This is a genomic window from Pseudomonas sp. CFBP2511, from assembly GCF_030209255.1.
GTDB lineage: Bacteria > Pseudomonadota > Gammaproteobacteria > Pseudomonadales > Pseudomonadaceae > Aquipseudomonas > Aquipseudomonas avellanae.
Genome location: NZ_JARVSI010000036.1, coordinates 27,245 through 44,988 on the forward strand (window position 1 = coordinate 27,245; position 17,744 = coordinate 44,988).

Annotated in this window: 20 protein-coding genes; 12 read left to right on the forward strand and 8 right to left on the reverse strand. The window is 57.9% G+C overall.

Features of this window, described 5'->3' with window-relative positions; translation table 11 throughout:
* Nucleotides 1-237: 237 nt before the first annotated feature.
* From QRN38_RS26475 to QRN38_RS26505, 7 genes are all read left to right on the forward strand, one after another.
* Entirely contained in the window at nt 238-1,296 is a 1,059-nt protein-coding gene (locus QRN38_RS26475; RefSeq protein WP_162839062.1) for a tail fiber assembly protein, read from the forward strand.
* Between the two features lie 107 nt (nt 1,297-1,403).
* Complete coding sequence (locus QRN38_RS26480) at nt 1,404-1,949, forward strand: glycoside hydrolase family 19 protein (protein WP_054069691.1); 546 nt, start codon at nt 1,404-1,406, stop codon at nt 1,947-1,949.
* Nucleotides 1,946-2,455 (forward strand): lysis system spanin subunit, encoded by a 510-nt coding sequence (locus QRN38_RS26485; protein WP_024667811.1) that lies wholly within the window; start codon nt 1,946-1,948, stop codon nt 2,453-2,455. The genes QRN38_RS26480 and QRN38_RS26485 overlap by 4 nt, the downstream gene beginning before the upstream one ends.
* Before the next feature lie 411 nt (nt 2,456-2,866).
* Nucleotides 2,867-3,466 carry an aminodeoxychorismate/anthranilate synthase component II gene (locus QRN38_RS26490; RefSeq protein ID WP_005739790.1) on the forward strand — a complete coding sequence of 200 codons (600 nt, stop codon included), beginning with the start codon at nt 2,867-2,869 and terminating at the stop codon, nt 3,464-3,466.
* Nucleotides 3,467-3,487: 21 nt separating this feature from the next.
* Entirely contained in the window at nt 3,488-4,537 is a 1,050-nt protein-coding gene (gene trpD, locus QRN38_RS26495; RefSeq protein WP_011103215.1) for an anthranilate phosphoribosyltransferase, read from the forward strand.
* Entirely contained in the window at nt 4,534-5,370 is an 837-nt protein-coding gene (trpC, locus tag QRN38_RS26500; protein WP_007244414.1) for an indole-3-glycerol phosphate synthase TrpC, read from the forward strand. Before trpD ends, trpC begins: the two co-directional genes overlap by 4 nt.
* 34 nt (nt 5,371-5,404) lie before the next feature.
* Nucleotides 5,405-6,100, forward strand: a complete 696-nt coding sequence (locus QRN38_RS26505) for a lipoate--protein ligase family protein (protein WP_005767889.1) — start codon at nt 5,405-5,407, stop codon at nt 6,098-6,100.
* Nucleotides 6,101-6,111: 11 nt separating this feature from the next.
* Here QRN38_RS26505 and crp read toward each other — a convergent pair whose 3' ends face one another.
* Nucleotides 6,112-6,756, reverse strand: a complete 645-nt coding sequence (gene crp / locus QRN38_RS26510) for a cAMP-activated global transcriptional regulator CRP (RefSeq protein ID WP_005614181.1) — start codon at nt 6,754-6,756, stop codon at nt 6,112-6,114.
* A 209-nt stretch (nt 6,757-6,965) separates the two neighbouring features.
* Between crp and QRN38_RS26515 the strand changes: the two genes are divergently transcribed.
* Nucleotides 6,966-7,388: an OsmC family protein gene (locus tag QRN38_RS26515; RefSeq protein ID WP_057418378.1), complete on the forward strand. Its 423-nt coding sequence runs from the start codon at nt 6,966-6,968 to the stop codon at nt 7,386-7,388.
* A 242-nt stretch (nt 7,389-7,630) separates the two neighbouring features.
* Nucleotides 7,631-8,425 (forward strand): adenosylmethionine decarboxylase, encoded by a 795-nt coding sequence (gene speD / locus QRN38_RS26520; protein ID WP_002551946.1) that lies wholly within the window; start codon nt 7,631-7,633, stop codon nt 8,423-8,425.
* A 60-nt stretch (nt 8,426-8,485) separates the two neighbouring features.
* On the opposite strand, the gene coq7 is transcribed toward speD, so the two are convergent.
* From coq7 to hemJ, 5 genes are all read right to left on the reverse strand, one after another.
* Complete coding sequence (coq7, locus tag QRN38_RS26525) at nt 8,486-9,133, reverse strand: 2-polyprenyl-3-methyl-6-methoxy-1,4-benzoquinone monooxygenase (protein WP_005767884.1); 648 nt, start codon at nt 9,131-9,133, stop codon at nt 8,486-8,488.
* Between the two features lie 121 nt (nt 9,134-9,254).
* A complete protein-coding gene (locus QRN38_RS26530) occupies nt 9,255-9,593 on the reverse strand; it encodes a histidine triad nucleotide-binding protein (protein WP_005767882.1) in 339 nt (112 codons plus the stop codon).
* 104 nt (nt 9,594-9,697) lie between these two features.
* Nucleotides 9,698-10,474, reverse strand: coding sequence for an SDR family NAD(P)-dependent oxidoreductase (locus tag QRN38_RS26535; RefSeq protein WP_057418379.1), 777 nt, complete (start codon nt 10,472-10,474; stop codon nt 9,698-9,700).
* A gap of 53 nt (nt 10,475-10,527) precedes the next feature.
* Nucleotides 10,528-11,460: a DUF805 domain-containing protein gene (locus QRN38_RS26540; protein WP_057418380.1), complete on the reverse strand. Its 933-nt coding sequence runs from the start codon at nt 11,458-11,460 to the stop codon at nt 10,528-10,530.
* 98 nt (nt 11,461-11,558) lie between these two features.
* Nucleotides 11,559-11,987, reverse strand: a complete 429-nt coding sequence (gene hemJ, locus QRN38_RS26545) for a protoporphyrinogen oxidase HemJ (protein WP_003377457.1) — start codon at nt 11,985-11,987, stop codon at nt 11,559-11,561.
* A 133-nt stretch (nt 11,988-12,120) separates the two neighbouring features.
* On the opposite strand from hemJ, the gene argC reads away from it, so the two are divergent.
* Nucleotides 12,121-13,155 (forward strand): N-acetyl-gamma-glutamyl-phosphate reductase, encoded by a 1,035-nt coding sequence (gene argC, locus QRN38_RS26550; RefSeq protein ID WP_007244409.1) that lies wholly within the window; start codon nt 12,121-12,123, stop codon nt 13,153-13,155.
* Nucleotides 13,156-13,328: 173 nt separating this feature from the next.
* Nucleotides 13,329-13,679, forward strand: coding sequence for an iron-sulfur cluster insertion protein ErpA (erpA, locus tag QRN38_RS26555; protein ID WP_002551953.1), 351 nt, complete (start codon nt 13,329-13,331; stop codon nt 13,677-13,679).
* A 63-nt stretch (nt 13,680-13,742) separates the two neighbouring features.
* On the opposite strand, the gene QRN38_RS26560 is transcribed toward erpA, so the two are convergent.
* Together QRN38_RS26560 and QRN38_RS26565 are read right to left on the reverse strand one after the other, a co-directional pair.
* Nucleotides 13,743-14,837, reverse strand: a complete 1,095-nt coding sequence (locus QRN38_RS26560) for an anhydro-N-acetylmuramic acid kinase (protein WP_005614195.1) — start codon at nt 14,835-14,837, stop codon at nt 13,743-13,745.
* 3 nt (nt 14,838-14,840) lie between these two features.
* Complete coding sequence (locus tag QRN38_RS26565) at nt 14,841-16,265, reverse strand: peptidoglycan DD-metalloendopeptidase family protein (protein ID WP_005767873.1); 1,425 nt, start codon at nt 16,263-16,265, stop codon at nt 14,841-14,843.
* A gap of 201 nt (nt 16,266-16,466) precedes the next feature.
* Here QRN38_RS26565 and tyrS point away from each other — a divergent pair, with 201 nt between their 5' ends.
* The gene (gene tyrS / locus QRN38_RS26570) at nt 16,467-17,678 is read left to right on the forward strand and encodes a tyrosine--tRNA ligase (RefSeq protein ID WP_010201143.1); all 1,212 of its coding nucleotides are present in this window, start codon (nt 16,467-16,469) and stop codon (nt 17,676-17,678) included.
* Nucleotides 17,679-17,744 lie beyond the last annotated feature (66 nt).

The window sequence follows — 17,744 nt, forward strand, 5'->3', positions numbered from 1 at the left end:
AGTGTTTTTACGGTGCTGATCTTGTTGGCGTTGCACGCGCTATCAATTCTTAACGTGAAGCCAGTCAGGCATAGCGTGTTAGCTAATTTAGACGTTGATTCTTAATGCTAAAAACAGCAGCAGCGGTATTGCATGCAACTTCGCAGTTGCAGGAGATGAAACATGAAGTTCACATAAAGCGTTTTCTAGTTCGCGAACACTCACGCTGTTTAACTACATTACATAAAAGGTATGCACATGAACATAGTCCCTACTTCTCGTAACCCTCAATGGGCCGATCAGGCCCACACGTCCATGACACTCTGGGTGATCGTTAGCGAACCCGGCTATATGGACCGTCAGGACGCTATATCGGTCTCTGCCAATCACCCGGATCCGCAATACGTAGCATTTTTCAACCGGGCAATCGCTGGTGAGTTTGGTGAGATTCTTGAGCCGAGCGAGCAGATGATTCTGATGAACGCCAACGCGGAACGCGGCGTCTACCTCAACAACGCCACCAAGAAAATCAACGAGCTGGATTTTCAACTGGTCATTGTGCAAAACGCTATCGCGTCGGGATCGGCCACTGACGCTCAAATCAAATCCCGGCCTGCGCTGCAAGCCGAGCTTGATGCCTATGCACTCTACCGGGCACAGCTTTCCAACCTCTCGACGCTCCCGGGATATCCGATGTCCTTCGCATGGCCCGTTCCGCCAGCGACGCCATTTGTTTACGTGGAGCCTCCGGTTGTCCCGACACCTCCTACAGGCGTGAGCGAAGATGAACTGCCTTGGGTCATGAACAGCATTCGCAACCCCCGCTGGGTCGATCAGGCTCATACGGCTATCGTGCTTTTGGTCGTCTTTGAAAAGACCAAATACACTAATGGCGAGGAGGCCGTAACTGTTTCTCCCGGCTCGCTGAAGCCACAAGCCAGAGAACTCTTCAATCGTGCCTTCAACGGCGAGTTTGGCGTGATTCTCGAGCCGATCACGGAAGTGGGTACGGGCGACGCCATCAGTCAGCGCAACGTGTACTCGGCCACGGCATCGGCGAAAATCGACTCACTGATCAGCAGGCTGGGGACCGTGCAAAGTGCCATTGAAGCCCAGTTGAAAACCCTGCCTGTGCTACAAGCCGAACTCAGTGCGTACTGGCTTTACCGGGTGCAACTCGCCCAGCTCGATGCGCATCCAGGCTTCCCAGGGTCGTTCGTGTGGCCCGTACCGCCTGCGTCGCCATTCGTGTATGTAAAGCCGATTGAACAGCCAACACCTTTTATCGGTGTCAGTGCAGACGAACTGCCCAAGTAATAACGCCCCGCACTGACGGGGCGTTGTTTTATCCGCGATGCGTAATTGCACTTGGAACAGGAAAACTTCGTCGATCGGTGAGTTAAGCAAGCTACTTAGGAGGATCCATGCCTATCAACCAGCAACAACTGCTACAAATCCTCCCCAACGCCGGCCCGCAAGCCGGCGTTTTTGTTCCTGCGCTCAACGCCGCCATGACTCGCTACGCCATCAACACCCGGTTGCGCATCGCCGGTTTCATTGCCCAGGTCGGGCATGAGTCCGGGCAGCTTCGTTATGTGCGTGAACTGGGTGGCAACAGCTATCTGGCCAAGTACGACACCGGGCAGTTGGCGCTGCGTCTGGGCAACACGCCAGAGGCCGATGGCGACGGTCAGCTTTACCGGGGGCGCGGGCTGATTCAGGTGACAGGGCGGGCCAACTATGAAGCGTGCGGAGAGGCGCTGGGGCTGGACTTGTTGCGCCAGCCGCAACTGCTTGAACAACCTGACCACGCCGCGATGTCGGCGGCGTGGTTCTGGGATCGGGCGAACCTCAATGTGCTGGCTGACAAAGGGGATGTGCTGATGATCACCCGACGTATCAACGGCGGCACCAATGGCCTTGCTGATCGGCAGATGCTGTACCAGCGGGCACTGGAGGTGCTGCCATGAAAGCACTGGATGTGCGCTTCCTGATCCTGGCATTCGTGCTGGGTTCGGGGCTGGGCACATGGTGTGCCTGGAAGTGGCAGGCGGCGTGTTACGGCCTGCAATTGTCCGCACAGGCGCTGGGTTATCAGCGTGAGCGCGAGCAGGCGGCGCTGGCGGTTATCGACTGGCAGAGCGCCGAGCAGGCGCAGCGGCGCGCGCTGGAAGTCCGTCTGCAAAACAACGATACACACATTCACAAGGAATTGAGCGATGCACAGACCTCTCAAGCTCGCCTGCGCGACCGTCTGGCTACTGCTGATCTGCGGTTGTCAGTCCTCCTCGCCAACCCCGCCGGTGGTGATGACGTGTCAGCCACCACCGATTCCGCCAGCGTGGTTCATGGAAGCACGCGAGGCGAACTTGACCCGGCGGCTGCTGGACGAATTGTCGCCATCACCGACTACGGCGATCAGGGATTGATCGCCTTGAAGGCTTGCCAGGCCTATGTGCGCGAGATTGCGCATTGATGTTCCTTTCGGCTCCCCACCCTCGGCCATCGTGCCCCCACCTCAATCCCGCCTCTGCAAGGAGGCGCGGCCCTCTTTCGAGCGTTTGCAGGCTTGCCAAACGGTCTTGCCCGGTACATTCATATTGCACCGGTCGATTCGGTACGCTAATGTCCCGAAACGTACCAACGAGACCCCCTCCGTGACGACAGTCAGCAAGCTTTTGATGCGCGTTATCAAGGCTCACGCCCGTTGGCGTTGGCGCGCCTGACTATTTCCTTGCCGGCCCTGCCGGACCCGTACCCGTATGCCTTCGATTTTTGATGTTTTTGCCGTTGTCACCTCAAGCGTAGTGGCTGAAGAGTGGCGCATGAGCGAAGCAGAATCCGGAAGGCTTGAATCAAGTCAGTAAATCAAAAGGTTGATAGCAAAATGTTGCTGATGATCGATAACTACGACTCCTTTACCTACAACGTTGTGCAGTACCTCGGTGAGCTGGGGGCAGACGTCAAAGTCATTCGTAATGACGAACTGACCATCGCGCAGATCGAAGCCCTGAACCCGGAGCGCATCGTGGTTTCGCCCGGCCCGTGCACGCCCAACGAAGCCGGTGTCTCGCTTGAGGTGATCAAGCACTTCGCGGGCAAACTGCCGATTCTGGGTGTCTGCCTTGGGCATCAGTCCATCGGCCAGGCGTTCGGTGGCGAGGTGGTGCGCGCGCGTCAGGTGATGCACGGCAAGACCAGCCCGGTGGTGCACGAGGACGGCGGCGTATTCGCAGGTTTGAACCATCCGCTGGTGGTAACCCGCTACCACTCGCTGGTGGTCAAAAGCGATACCCTGCCCGAGTGTCTGGAAGTGACGGCATGGACGGCACTGGAAGACGGCTCGGTTGATGAGATCATGGGCCTGCGTCACAAGACACTGAACGTTGAAGGGGTGCAGTTTCACCCTGAGTCGATCCTGACCGAGCAAGGTCACGAGTTGTTCGCCAACTTTCTCAAACAAAGCGGCGGCCATCGTCAGGGCTAAGGATTTTTTATGAGCACCCCCATGAATATCAAAAGCGCGCTGAACCGCGTGGTCAACCAGCTGGACCTGTCCACTGACGAGATGCGCGACGTCATGCGCGAGATCATGACCGGCCAATGCACCGAAGCGCAGATCGGTGCGTTTCTGATGGGCATGCGCATGAAGAGCGAGACCATCGATGAAATCGTCGGTGCGGTTTCTGTCATGCGTGAGCTGGCCGACAAGGTTGAACTGAAAACGCTGGATGGCGTTGTCGATATCGTCGGCACTGGCGGTGACGGTGCGAACATTTTCAACGTGTCCACTGCGTCGGCATTCGTGATTTCAGCGGCGGGCTGCACGGTGGCCAAGCACGGCAACCGCGCGGTGTCGGGTAAAAGCGGCAGTGCTGATTTGCTGGAGGCGGCGGGGGTTTATCTGAACCTGACGCCTGTCCAAGTGGCGCGCTGCATTGACAGCGTCGGCATCGGCTTCATGTTCGCCCAGTCGCATCACAGCGCGATGAAACACACTGCCGGCCCTCGCCGCGAGCTGGGGCTGCGCACACTGTTCAATATGCTCGGTCCGTTGACCAACCCGGCTGGCGTGCGTCATCAGGTTGTCGGCGTGTTCAATCAGGCACTGTGCCGCCCGCTGGCCGAAGTGCTGCTGCGTCTGGGCAGCAAGCATGTGCTGGTGGTGCACTCGCAGGACGGGCTGGATGAATTCAGTCTGGCGGCGCCGACGTTCGTCGCCGAACTGAAAAATGGCGAAGTGACGGAATACTGGGTGCAGCCTGAAGACCTGGGCATCAAGAGCCAGAGCCTGTATGGCCTGGCGGTGGAAAGCCCGGCGCAGTCGCTGGAGCTGATTCGCGATGCTTTGGGTCGGCGCAAGACCGAGATCGGGCAGAAGGCTGCGGAAATGATCGTGCTCAATGCCGGTGCTGCGCTTTATGCTGCCGATCATGCGACCAGCCTGAAAGAAGGCGTGGCGCTGGCCCATGACGCACTGCACACTGGCCTTGCGCGGGAAAAACTGGATGAGTTGGGTGCCTTCACGGCGGTATTCAAGCAGGAGAACGAAGCATGAGTGTGCCAACCGTACTGGAAAAAATTCTTGCCCGTAAGGCCGAAGAGATCGCTGCTCGTCGCGCTGTCGTGAGCCTGGCCGAACTGGAGCAACAGGCTGCCAACGCCGATGCGCCACGTGGCTTTGCCAATGCGCTGATCAATCAGGCCAGGCTGAAACAACCAGCAGTGATCGCGGAAATCAAGAAAGCGTCGCCAAGCAAGGGCGTCATCCGGGAAAACTTTTTGCCGGGCGAGATCGCCAGAAGCTATCAGGCTGGGGGCGCTACCTGTCTCTCGGTACTGACCGATGTCGATTTTTTCCAGGGTTCGGACGCCTACCTTCAAGAAGCGCGCGCGGCGTGCAATTTGCCGGTGATCCGCAAGGACTTCATGATCGACCCTTATCAAGTGGTCGAGGCGCGTGCGCTGGGTGCAGATTGCATCCTGCTGATCGTCTCGGCGCTTGATGACGTGCAGATGGCCGAGCTGGCCGCCGTTGCCAAGGGTGTCGGCCTGGACGTGCTGGTTGAAGTGCATGACGGTGACGAACTGGAGCGCGCGCTGAAAACCCTCGACACCAAGCTGGTCGGCGTCAACAACCGCAACCTGCATACCTTCGAGGTCAGCCTGGAAACCACGCTGGACCTGCTGCCGCGCATTCCGCGTGATCGCACGGTGATCACCGAAAGCGGCATTTTCAACCGCGCCGACGTCGAGCTGATGGAAATCAACGATGTCTACTCGTTCCTGGTAGGTGAAGCCTTCATGCGTGCCGAACAGCCCGGCGCAGAGCTGCAGCGGTTGTTCTTCCCGGAGCGCAAGCCGGCAGCGGGCGGCCCGGCTGTCGACTGACTGTAGCGTGCCAAACATTACTCTGAGGTCCGGCATGCAAGACTCGATCATCGACATCTGTGTCGAACAAGGCTTGCAGGCCGAGCAGGATCTGCTGGCGTCGGTATGTTCCGGTGCTTCCGGGCATGGGTTGCTGCTCTGGCGGCCCAGTGACCGCGCGCTGGTCATGCCGCGACGCATGAGCCGTCTGCCGGGTTTTACCGAAGCCAGCGAAACCCTGGCCGACAATGGATGGCCCGTTCTACTGCGTGAGACGGGGGGCGAGCCCGTGCCGCAATCCTGCGCGACGGTGAATATCGCGCTGGTTTACGCTCAGCCGCCTGCGGACACTGACAGAGACCGGATCGAAACCGCTTACCTGCGGCTGTGTCAGCCGATTCTGGACCTGCTCATCGAACTGGGGGGCAAGGCGTCATTGGGGGAGGTGGCAGGCGCATTCTGTGACGGGCGTTTCAACGTCAATCTCGAAGGCCGCAAGATGGTCGGAACAGCCCAGCGCTGGCGTCAGAGTCAGGGCGGCACGCGTCCTGTGGTGCTGGCTCATGGAGCGTTGTTGCTGGATGACGAGCGGGTGCCGATGGTGGCGGCGGTCAATCGTTTCAATGAACTCTGCGAGCTTGACCAACGGGTGCGTGCCGACAGTCATATTGCCCTACATGAAGCGTTTCCGGATGCTCAGGTGCTGGAGCGTCTGGCGCAAGCCTACCGGCGCCTTCTCGCCGACCTCTGAATAGCACGCACTCAGCGCGTTCCGTAGACCACCATCGTTTTGCCTTTGACGTTGACCAGACTCTGTTCTTCCAGCGCCTTGAGTACGCGGCCGACCATTTCCCTCGAACAACCCACGATGCGTCCGATTTCCTGGCGGGTAATCTTGATCTGCATGCCGTCCGGGTGGGTCATGGCGTCCGGCTGCTTGCACAGGTCCAGCAACGTACGGGCGACGCGTCCGGTGACATCGAGAAACGCCAGATCGCCCACCTTGCGCGTGGTATTGCGCAGGCGCTCGGCCATCTGACTGCCGATGGCGTAGAGAATTTCCGGGTCTTTTCGGGTCAGCTCGCGAAAGGTCTCGTAGGGTATCTCGGCGACCTCGCACTCGGTCTTGGCCCGCACCCATGCGCTGCGCACGGATTCATGCCCCGGCTGCTCGAACAGGCCCAGTTCGCCGAAGAAGTCTCCGTTGTTGAGGTAGGCGACAATCATTTCCCGCCGTTCGTCGTCTTCTATCAACACCGTGACGGTGCCTTTGAGGATGAAGAACAACGACTCGGAGCGATCTCCCGCACTGATGATGTTGGTTTTCGCGGGGCAGCGACGCCGCTCTGCATGGGGCAGCAGCTTGTCCAGACCGTTCGCTTTGGGTGTAAAGCTTATTGCGACCATGCGCGACTTCCGAAATAAAGACTATGGCCAAATGGCATACTTGTAGGTATCGGCTGCGCATGCATTCTCGCCAGCTTTTCGAGGCTGTGCGGGTGCTATTTGCGAATGTTCCTACACGTTTCCTACAAAAAGCATTCTTTTCCCGGCCCCAGACACCTTTTGGCGCTGTGCTAAGCTGACAGCCCCTTTTTTACAGTGGAGTCTTGGCGATGAAGGCACGCATCCAATGGGCTGGCGAAGCCATGTTCCTCGGCGAATCCGGCAGCGGTCATGTGGTGGTAATGGACGGTCCGCCTGAAAGCGGCGGTCGTAATCTGGGTGTCCGGCCAATGGAAATGGTGCTGATCGGTCTGGGCGGCTGCAGCAACTACGATGTGGTGAGCATCCTCAAGAAGTCGCGTCAGCCGATTGAAAGCTGCGAGGCTTTCCTTGAAGCCGAGCGCGCAGATGAAGACCCTAAGGTGTTCACAAAGATTCATCTGCACTTTGTCGTCAAGGGCCGTGGCCTGAAAGAAGCACAGGTCAAACGTGCCATCGAGCTGTCTGCCGAGAAGTACTGCTCGGCCTCGATCATGCTCGGTGATGCCGGCGTCGAGATCACTCACGATTATGAAATTGTCGAGCTCGGTTGAACGCCAGACATCCAACGATCATAAAAACGGCGCACACTCTGGCAGACGGCTTCGGACGTCTGCATAATGCGCCACTTTTTCAGGGCGCAGCATGTACTGGTTTTCTGCTGCCGGCCCGAACAGACAACCAAAATCGCCAACGCGAAGAGGTGTTAACCGTCCTACGCAGATGAGCCGGGCTCAGCTGACGGGCATGCTTGATCACGCGGCTGGCGCCGCACACATATAGAGAGTTTTTAACGGTGAAAAGCAAACTCAAGCTCCACGGGTTCAATAACCTGACAAAGACCTTGAGCTTCAACATTTATGACATCTGCTATGCGGAAACCCCGCAGGACCAGCAGGCGTACGTCGAGTACATCAACAGTGTGTACGACGCAGAACGCCTGACGCGGATTCTGACTGATGTTGTCGATATCATTGGTGCCAACATCCTGAACATTGCGCGTCAGGATTACGATCCACAAGGTGCCAGTGTGACCATTCTGATCTCCGAGCAGCCGGTGACGCCTACCGAAAGCCAGATCGAAGAGTCGCCAGGTCCATTGCCGGAAACCATCCTGGCCCACCTGGACAAGAGCCACATCACGGTGCATACCTATCCGGAAATTCACCCGGTAGACGGTATTGCAACGTTCCGCGTAGACATCGACGTGTCGACCTGTGGCGTTATTTCACCGCTCAAGGCGCTGAACTACCTGATTCACAAGTTCGAGTCGGACATCGTGACCGTCGATTATCGCGTGCGCGGCTTTACACGCGACGTGGAAGGCAAAAAGCACTTCATCGATCACGAGATCAACTCGATCCAGAATTACCTCTCCGAAGACACGCGCAACGGTTACCAGATGACCGACGTGAATGTGTATCAGGAAAACCTGTTCCATACCAAGATGCTGCTCAAGCAGTTCGAACTGGATAACTACCTGTTTGGCGACGCTACCAGCAACTTGTCTGCCGAACAGCGTGAGCAAGTGACCGCCAAGGTCAAACACGAAATGCTGGAAATCTTCTACGGTCGTAACGTAGCGGTGTAAACCCGGATTTCAGGCATTGAAAAGGCGCCTCTTGCAGGCGCCTTTTTTGTTCTTGCGGCGTCAGATGCGATAAGTGGACTTGGTCATGACCTTGGCCAGCACGCCCATTCCGAATTTGACCGGAGCCGGAAAGCGGAAACCGCCCGCTTCCAGCGCGGACTCGGCGTGGTGTTCTTCGTCGCTGAGCATCTGCTCAAGAATCGCCCGGGACTTTCCGTCCTCGATCGGCAATTGCTCCAGGTGCTCACCCAGGTGCTTGCACACCTGATCCTCTGTCGCAGCGACAAAACCCAGGCTGACCCGGTCGCTGATCACCCCGGCCACCGCGCCGATCCCGAAAGACAGGCCGTAGAACAGCGGGTTCAGCACGCTGGTGTGGCTGCCGAGTTGATGAATGCGTTGCTCGCACCAGACCAGGTGATCGATTTCTTCTTCGGCTGCATGCTCCATTGCCTTGCGCACCTTGGGCAGCTTGGCCGTGAGCGCCTGCCCTTGGTACAGCGCCTGGGCGCAGACTTCGCCAGTGTGGTTGATGCGCATCAGGCCGGCAACGTGGCGTGTGTCGACGTCGCTCATCTTGTGATCGGGCTGGACGATGGCAGGGGAAGGGCGGCGTGAATGAGCGCTCGACGGCAGCAATGTGCGCATTGCGCTGTCGGCTTGCAGTAACAGACGGTCGATGGGGGAATATTGACGTTCGGTAGCCATGGGCACCTCCGGAAGATCATGGGGGCAGTTTACCCGAATCGGCCGGAGGCGGCAGGGCTTGTGTCAACCGGTCGGCGAGCATTGAAATCGCTGACCGGCTGCACAGTCCGCAAATGCGGGATCAGCCCGGCGGCCAGCTCATCTGGCGCTGACCCAGTACGTGCATGTGAATGTGATAGACGGTCTGCCCGCCCAACTCGTTGCAGTTCATGACCACACGGAAGCCTTCCTCACAGCCCAGTTCGATCGCCAGACGCTGCGCAGTGAACAGGATATGCCCGGCCAGGCCTTTGTCTTCTTCGGTCAGGTCGTTGAGGGTACGAATGGGCTTTTTCGGGATGACCAGAAAATGCACCGGTGCCTGTGGGGCGATGTCGTGAAAGGCCAGTACCTGATCATCTTCATAGATGATCTTCGCCGGGATCTCCCGATTGATGATCTTGGTAAACAAAGTTTCCACAGCCGTTTGCTCCTTGTCGGTTGATGGGCGTCGCGGGTGTCGCGGTGCTGCATTGGGGGTCGAGTGTACTGAGCGAGACGCGGCTCGCCCAGTCGTTCGTCCAATCAGCGCGGGCAGTACTTCTTGTTGATGTAGCCGCTGATCTGGCGAGCCAGCCAGCGTGAAACCAGACGCGGGCTTAAGGTCCACAGCCTGTTACTGAAGCCTGGGACGATCACCGCGCGGTTTTTTTCGAGTGCACGAACGGTGTACAGCGCCACTTCTTCGGCACTCATCAGGTTGTCGACGTTCACTTGCAACTGTGCAGTGCGGAAAAAAGCGCTTTTGGTCGGGCCGGGGCACAATACCGACACCTTGACCCCGGCTTTCTTCACTTCCTCGCGCAGCCCTTCGGAAAAGTGCAGCACGTACGCCTTGCTGGCGTAGTAAGTGCTCATCCACGGCCCGGGCTGAAACGCAGCCACCGAAGCGATATTGAGAATCTGCCCGCCACCCTGAATGGCCATCAGGTTACCGACCGTATGGCAAAGCCGTGTGAGCGCGAGGATGTTCAGGTCGATCAAGTCCTGTTCGGCACTCCAGTCCTGCGCCAGAAACGGTCCGCAGGTGCCGATGCCCGCCGCATTCACCAGCAGGTCAATCTGATGCGCGCCGTCTTCCAGTTCCAGCAGGAAGCCCGAAAGACGAAGCGGCTCACCGAGGTCGCATGCGCGAAACAGCACTTCTACGCCGAAACGCTGCGTCAGCTCCAGGGCAATTGTTTCCAGCAGATCGCGCTGGCGGGCAATGAGGATCAAGCTGTGACCGCGACGTGCCAGCGCCTCGGCCATGGCCAGACCTATGCCGCTGGAAGCGCCGGTGATCAGGGCGTAACGGGTCATGCAGTTCTCCATCGTACGTATTGCGCCCGGCGGTCTGCCGAACCGTGAGCGTTCTATTGCTTGTCGTTCTGGTCTTGGGGCTCTTCAATGACATCCGCCGGCGCGTTCAAGGCACTGCCAGGGTCTTGTTCATCGTCGTAAGGCAGCGATTGCTCGTACTCGTCGGTTTGCAGTGCCAGTTCTGCCTCGGCCAGTTTGCCAATGCTGTAGTAGATACTGGCTACCGAGATAACCGGGATCATGGCAATCCAGATGATGCCCAGCACCTTGACGCCCCGCGTGTTGGGCGGCGGTGGCGGGCCGTACTGGTTGGCGCCTCGGGTGCCCGGCAGCAGCATGATCAGGAAGGGGAACAAACTGCCTACGAACGGTACCAGGTTCAAAAGCAGGAGCCAGCCGGACCAGCCCAGGTCATGCAGCCTCTGCACGCCTATCATTACGCCGATGGTCACAAATACCATCACCAGTACCGCGATCAGCAAACCACCGGCGACCAGCGACCAGTTCAGCACTATCAGCGCCAGTGCTATCAGTGCCACCAGGGTGACGCACTGAACCATGCTCCATGCCAGAAAGCGCAGGCGTCCTATGCGGCCATTGGTGGTGAAGACCTTGAGCGTCGAGTGCCCGTAATGCTCACTGCCTACCTGAGCCTTGGGGGGCGCATACGGGGAGGCATCCTGGGGCGCCTGCCTGGCGGGAGTCCAGGGCGAGGCCTGGTTGCTGACTTCATTGAGGTTGAAACTGATTGCCTGATCGGGCTCGATACGGGCTTCAACACCTGCCTCTTTCAGGGCTTCTATGTAGCGCTCGGCTTCTGCATGGACCAGGCCGCGCTTCAACGCAATGGGCTCGCCGTTGAACAGTTTCTGAACGGCCGCCGTTTCACTCTTGAACAGCCCGGCCAGATTGGCCTTTGCGGTCTCCGGCTTTACGCCGTCACGCACCTGCCCTTCAAACATGATCTTGAAGAGGGTATCGGTCATACAGGGCTTCCTTGTCTTGAATTGAAAACAGTGCCGGACGTCTCTGCGCGGGCGAGACGTCCTGTTACATCACCGATCAGGCGCAAACGGCCTTCGGGTCAGAAGGGTTTGACGATGACCAGAATCACGATGGCGATCAGAATCAGCACCGGAATTTCATTGAACCAGCGATAGAACACATGGCTGCGACCGTTTTCGCCACGGGCGAAGCGTTTGACCTGCGCGCCGCAGACATGGTGATAGCCGATCAACAGGAAAACCAGCGTCAGCTTGGCGTGCATCCAGCCCTGGCTGAAATACCCGCTGGCATCGAAGCTGATCAGCCAGCCGCCGAAGACCAGCGTCGCGATCATTGCCGGGGTCATGATGCCACGGTACAACTTGCGCTCCATCACCATGAAGCGCTCGCGGCTGACGCTGTCCTCGCTCATCGAGTGGTAGACGAACAGTCTCGGCAGATAGAACAGCGCTGCAAACCAGCAGACCATCGAAATGACGTGCAGCGCTTTGATCCATAAATAGAGCATTTTTGGTTATTCCCAGGTTCACGGTGGCCGAATAGTAGTGTCTTGTAAGGCCATACGTCACGTTGTCGGTTGTCGTAGAGGCGATAGGCTCCTATTATCGACCGCTTTCCAGTTGTTTCGTTGAGGGCAGGTTATGGTCAAGGTCGGTATCGTCGGCGGCACGGGTTACACCGGGGTCGAGCTGCTGCGTCTGTTGGCACAGCATCCGCAGGCAGAAGTCGTGGTTATCACCTCGCGCTCGGAGGCCGGCCTGCCAGTCGCCGATATGTACCCGAACCTGCGAGGTCATTACGACGGCCTGGCCTTCAGCGTGCCTGACGTAAAAACCCTGGGTGCCTGTGACGTCGTGTTCTTCGCCACGCCGCATGGTGTTGCTCATGCTCTGGCGGGTGAGCTGCTCGCAGCCGGCACCAAAGTGATCGACCTGTCTGCCGACTTCCGTCTGCAGGACCCGGTCGAGTGGGCCAAGTGGTACGGCCAGCCGCATGGCGCGCCGGAATTGCTGCAGGATGCGGTTTACGGGTTGCCGGAAGTCAATCGCGAGCAGATCAGGAACGCGCGGCTCATTGCTGTGCCTGGCTGCTACCCAACGGCTACCCAGCTGGGTTTCCTGCCGCTGCTTGAAGCAGGCATTGCCGATAACACGCGCCTGATTGCCGACTGCAAGTCCGGCGTCAGCGGCGCCGGTCGCGGTCTGAACATTGGCTCGCTGTATTCGGAGGCCAACGAAAGCTTCAAGGCGTACGCCGTCAAAGGCCACCGTCACCTGCCTGAAATCACCCAAGGGCTGCGTCGCGCTGCCAGTGGCGATATCGGCCTGACCTTTGTCCCGCATCTGGTACCGATGATTCGTGGCATTCATTCCACGCTCTACGCGACGGTCACGGATCGCTCGGTAGATTTGCAGGCCCTTTTCGAGAAGCGCTATGCCGACGAGCCGTTTGTGGACGTGATGCCTGCGGGCAGCCACCCGGAAACCCGCAGCGTACGTGGCGCCAATGTCTGCCGCATCGCTGTGCATCGCCCGCAGGATGGCGATCTGGTAGTTGTGCTGTCGGTCATCGACAACCTGGTGAAGGGGGCATCGGGGCAGGCGGTTCAGAACATGAACATCCTGTTCGGTCTGGATGAGCGCGCCGGGCTGTCTCATGCGGGGATGATGCCTTAGAGGGGCAGCTTTGAGCTTCGAGCGGCAAGCTTCAAGTGGTAAAGCGAAGACCGGCCAGCCCATGCTCTTGTAGCTTGTAGCTGCTCCCGATCAAATAGTTGACCGATTTTCTAGGAGAAGCGGATAATGCCGTCATTACGCATTACGACGGCTAACGCCGGGAGATATCTGACATGAGTGTCGAATCCTTCACGCCTACCGCTTTGGAGTTCACTCCAAATGCAGCGCACAAGGTGAAAACCCTGGTCGACGAAGAGGGCAACGATCGCCTCAAGCTGCGTGTTTTTGTAACGGGCGGTGGTTGTTCCGGTTTCCAGTATGGCTTCACGTTTGATGAAGACGTGGCAGACGATGACACTATCGTCGAGCGCGAAGGTGTCAGTCTGGTGGTTGATCCGATGAGCTTCCAGTATCTGGCGGGCGCAGAGGTGGACTATCAGGAAGGCCTGGAGGGTTCGCGCTTCGTGATCAAGAACCCTAATGCCTCCACGACTTGTGGTTGCGGTTCTTCGTTCTCGATCTGATTGAGTGCTGCTTCAAACAAAACGCCGCTCATTGGAGCGGCGTTTTTGTTTGCGGCATAAGGGTCAGGCGGGGTAAATAGCGCCCAGAACCCTGCGGCCTTTGGCGCCGGTTACCGTTGGACGGTTCGCCGGCACGCCTTCAAGGCAGCAATGAGCCAGCCAGGCAAACGCCATTGCTTCAACCCAGTCAGGGTCCACGCCGAATTTCTCGGTGCTGTTGACCTCGGTGTCTGGCAACAGCTCAGCCAAGCGCTTCATCAGCGCCTTGTTATGTGCGCCGCCGCCACAGACCAGAAGCTCCTTGGTGACCGCCTGGGCTGTTTGCAGCGATTCGGTGATGGTCAGCGCCGTCAGTTCCAGCAGGGTGGCTTGCACATCTTCCGGAGCCAGCGTTGGCAGCTGAAAGAGGTGGTGGTGCACCCAGCCCAGGTTGAACACTTCCCGGCCGGTACTCTTCGGGCCCTTGGTCAGGAAAAACGGATCGCTGAGCAGTTTTTTGAGCAGCTCGGGATCAACTTTGCCGCTCGCGGCCCATGCGCCGTCCTTGTCATAGCTTTCGTGGCGCTGCGATTGTATCCAGGCATCCAGCAGCACATTGCCGGGCCCGCAATCGAAACCCTCAACCGGGCGATCGGATTCGATCAGGCTCAGGTTGCTGAAGCCACCAATGTTCAATACCGCGCGGTGGTCTTTATTGTCGTCGAACAACGCCTCGTGGAATGCAGGCACCAGAGGTGCGCCTTGTCCGCCTGCTGCGATATCGCGGCGGCGGAAGTCGCTGACCACGGTAATCTCGGTCAACTCTGCAAGCAATGCGGGGTTGCCGATCTGAATGCTGTAGCCGCGCGCAGGCTCGTGGCGGATGGTCTGGCCGTGGCTGCCGATGGCGCGGATATCGGCGACAACCTTGTTTTGCTCTTTCAGCAAGGTCTGCACGCCCTGTGCAACCAGTTTGCACCACTTCTGTTCGGCAATTGCCGCACGAGCAAACTCGTCCGCGCCGCTGGAGCAAAGCCCCAGCAACTCGGCATGCAGGTCTTCCGGCATGGGAATGTAGTGAGTGGCCACAAGCCTTGAACGGTCATCCTGCTTCAAAAGGGCGATATCAATCCCGTCGAGACTGCTGCCAGACATCACACCTATATAGAAGAAGTCCATGGATTACCTTTTATTCGAGGCCAGCGTGGTGGCCTTTTCCTGATCCATGCGCGCCATTAACGGCTGGCTTTGCTGCATGAACCGCTGTTTTTCGGATTTGGCGATCGGATCCGCCATCGGAAGCTTCTGGCCCAGCGGGTCTACATGAACACCATTGACCTGAAACTCATAGTGCAAATGCGGGCCAGTCGACAGGCCTGTCGTTCCAATATAGCCGATTACCTGACCTTGCTTGACGGTTCCACCGGTTTGTACACCTTTGGCGAAACCCTGCATGTGGCCATACAGCGTACGGTAGGTGTCGCCGTGCTGAATGATGACTGTGTTGCCGTAGCCGCCGCGACGGCCAGCCAGCAGAACCTTGCCATCGCCGGTCGCCTTGATCGGCGTACCGCGTGGCGCCGCATAATCGACGCCTTTGTGCGCGCGTATCTTGTTGAGGATCGGGTGTTTGCGACCCATCGAGAACATCGAGCTGATGCGGGCGAAGTCTACCGGTGTACGGATAAACGCCTTGCGCATGCTGTTGCCGTCGGCGGTGTAGTAATTGGTAGTGCCTTGTTTGCTGGTGTAACGCACGGCCGTGTAGGTCTTGCCGCGGTTGGTGAAGCGGGCGGAAAGAATATTGCCTGTGCCGACGCTTTTGCCGTTGACTACTTTTTGCTCGTACACCACATCAAATTCGTCGCCCTTGCGGATGTCCTGAGCAAAGTCGATGTCGTAGCCGAAGATATTGGCCATGTCCATCGTCATGGTGTGTGTCAGACCAGCACGTTGCGCGGATTGCGAAAGGGAGCTGTTGATCACGCCGTGTACGTAGGCGTTGCGCACGTTGGGCTTGCTGATTTCGCGATTGAACACGAAGCCGGAAGCCGATTTCGACAGGCTGATGGTCTCGAGTTCGCTGAGCTTGGTGTGCAGTTGTTTGAGCTGGCCATCCGGCGACAACTCGAACTGCAGGGTCTGCCCGTTCTGCAGCTTGCTGAACTGCCTGGCTTGCTTGTCGCTGGCCAGAACCTCATGAACCGTGGAGGCGGGCAGGCCGACTTTTTCAAACAACGTCGAAAGCGTGTCGCCCTTGCTGACAGTGACTTCCCGGTGATTGGGGTCCTTGGCAGCGGCCGGAGCCGGTTTTTCTGCCTCCGGCTGTGCGGTGGCGGTGTTCTGAGCCTGATCGTCAGCGTTGTCGATCTGGGCAAATGGCGATTCTGTGGTTTCAGGTGTGGCTTGAGTGTCTTTCGCAGCGTCTTGGTCTTGTACGTCCTGATCTGGCATCTCCAGATCAAGGGCAAGGTTCGTTCGTTTGGCTTCGACTTCGCTTGAAGGGAAAACCAGGAGAGCCAGGCTCAACAACGCGGCGATGCCGCTTGCAGCGAGCAGGTGACTCTTCGGATAAAGCGGGGGCGCTTTAGGCGGTGTGTCTTTCATAGGTAATTTGACTTTGAAAAAGGTGAAATGGAAAAGATGAATGACATGATGAAGATGAAATAACTGTATAAAATATAACCAAAACCTGCTCGAAGCAACCCTTCCTGCGGATCAGTTGCTGATTCGCGGGTGAACGCTGGGCAAAACTTGTAATTGGGCTCTGATCTTGTAAGGTTGGTTCCCTTTGAATTGGGGGCTGAAATGAAGTCGGTTGAAGAACAGCTGGCGCTGATCAAGCGCGGTGCAGATGAACTCCTGGTCGAGGCTGAACTGGTCGAAAAGCTCAAGCGTGGCCAGCCGCTGCGTATCAAGGCTGGTTTCGACCCGACAGCGCCCGATCTGCACCTGGGTCACACGGTCCTTATAAACAAGCTGCGCCAGTTTCAGGATCTGGGGCATCAGGTCATCTTCCTGATCGGTGACTTCACCGGCATGATCGGCGACCCTAGCGGCAAGAGCGCCACCCGTCCGCCGCTCACCCGCGAGCAGGTTCTCGATTATGCCGAGACCTACAAGTCTCAGGTTTTCAAGATTCTCGATCCGGCCAAAACCGAGGTGGCGTTCAACTCGACGTGGATGGACAAACTCAGCCCGGCCGATTTCATTCGTCTGTCCTCGCAGTACACGGTTGCGCGAATGCTTGAGCGCGATGATTTCGACAAGCGCTATAAAAGCAACCAGTCCATTGCCATCCATGAGTTCCTTTACCCGTTGGTGCAGGGCTATGACTCCGTGGCCTTGAAGGCTGACGTCGAACTGGGCGGCACCGATCAGAAATTCAATCTGCTGATGGGGCGTGAGCTTCAGCGCGCCTATGGGCAGGAGCCGCAATGCATCCTGACCATGCCATTGCTGGAAGGTCTGGATGGCGTCAAGAAGATGTCCAAGTCGCTCGGCAACTATGTAGGCATTCAGGAAGCGCCGGGCATCATGTACAGCAAGCTGGTGTCTATTCCTGATTCGCTGATGTGGCGCTACTTCGAACTGCTGAGCTTCCGCTCGATGGAAGAGATCAACGGGTTGAGGGCTGACTGCGAAGCGGGTGCCAATCCGCGTGATATCAAGATCAAGCTGGCTGAAGAGCTGGTTGCGCGCTTCCATGGTGAAGAGGCAGCAGCCACAGCGCATCGTTCTGCGGGCAACCGTATGAAGGAAGGCGAGCTGCCGGACGATCTCCCGGAGATATCCGTGGCTGCTATTGAGGATATGCCGATCTCGGCCGTCCTTAATAAAGCTGGCCTGGTAAAGAACGCTGCTGTTGCGCGTGATCTGCTGGCGTCCGGCGGTGTGCGTATAGATGGTGAAGTCGTGGACCGCAGCTTTATAGTCAAGCTGGGTGCGACGCATGTCTGTCAGGCTGGCAAGAAGGCTTTTGGGCGCATTACTCTGGTTTCTGACGAAAGTTCAAAATAACGGTTGACGCGCTCTGTGATGTGTCTATAATTCGCCCCACTTCCGGCGCAGACGGAAACGAAAAAG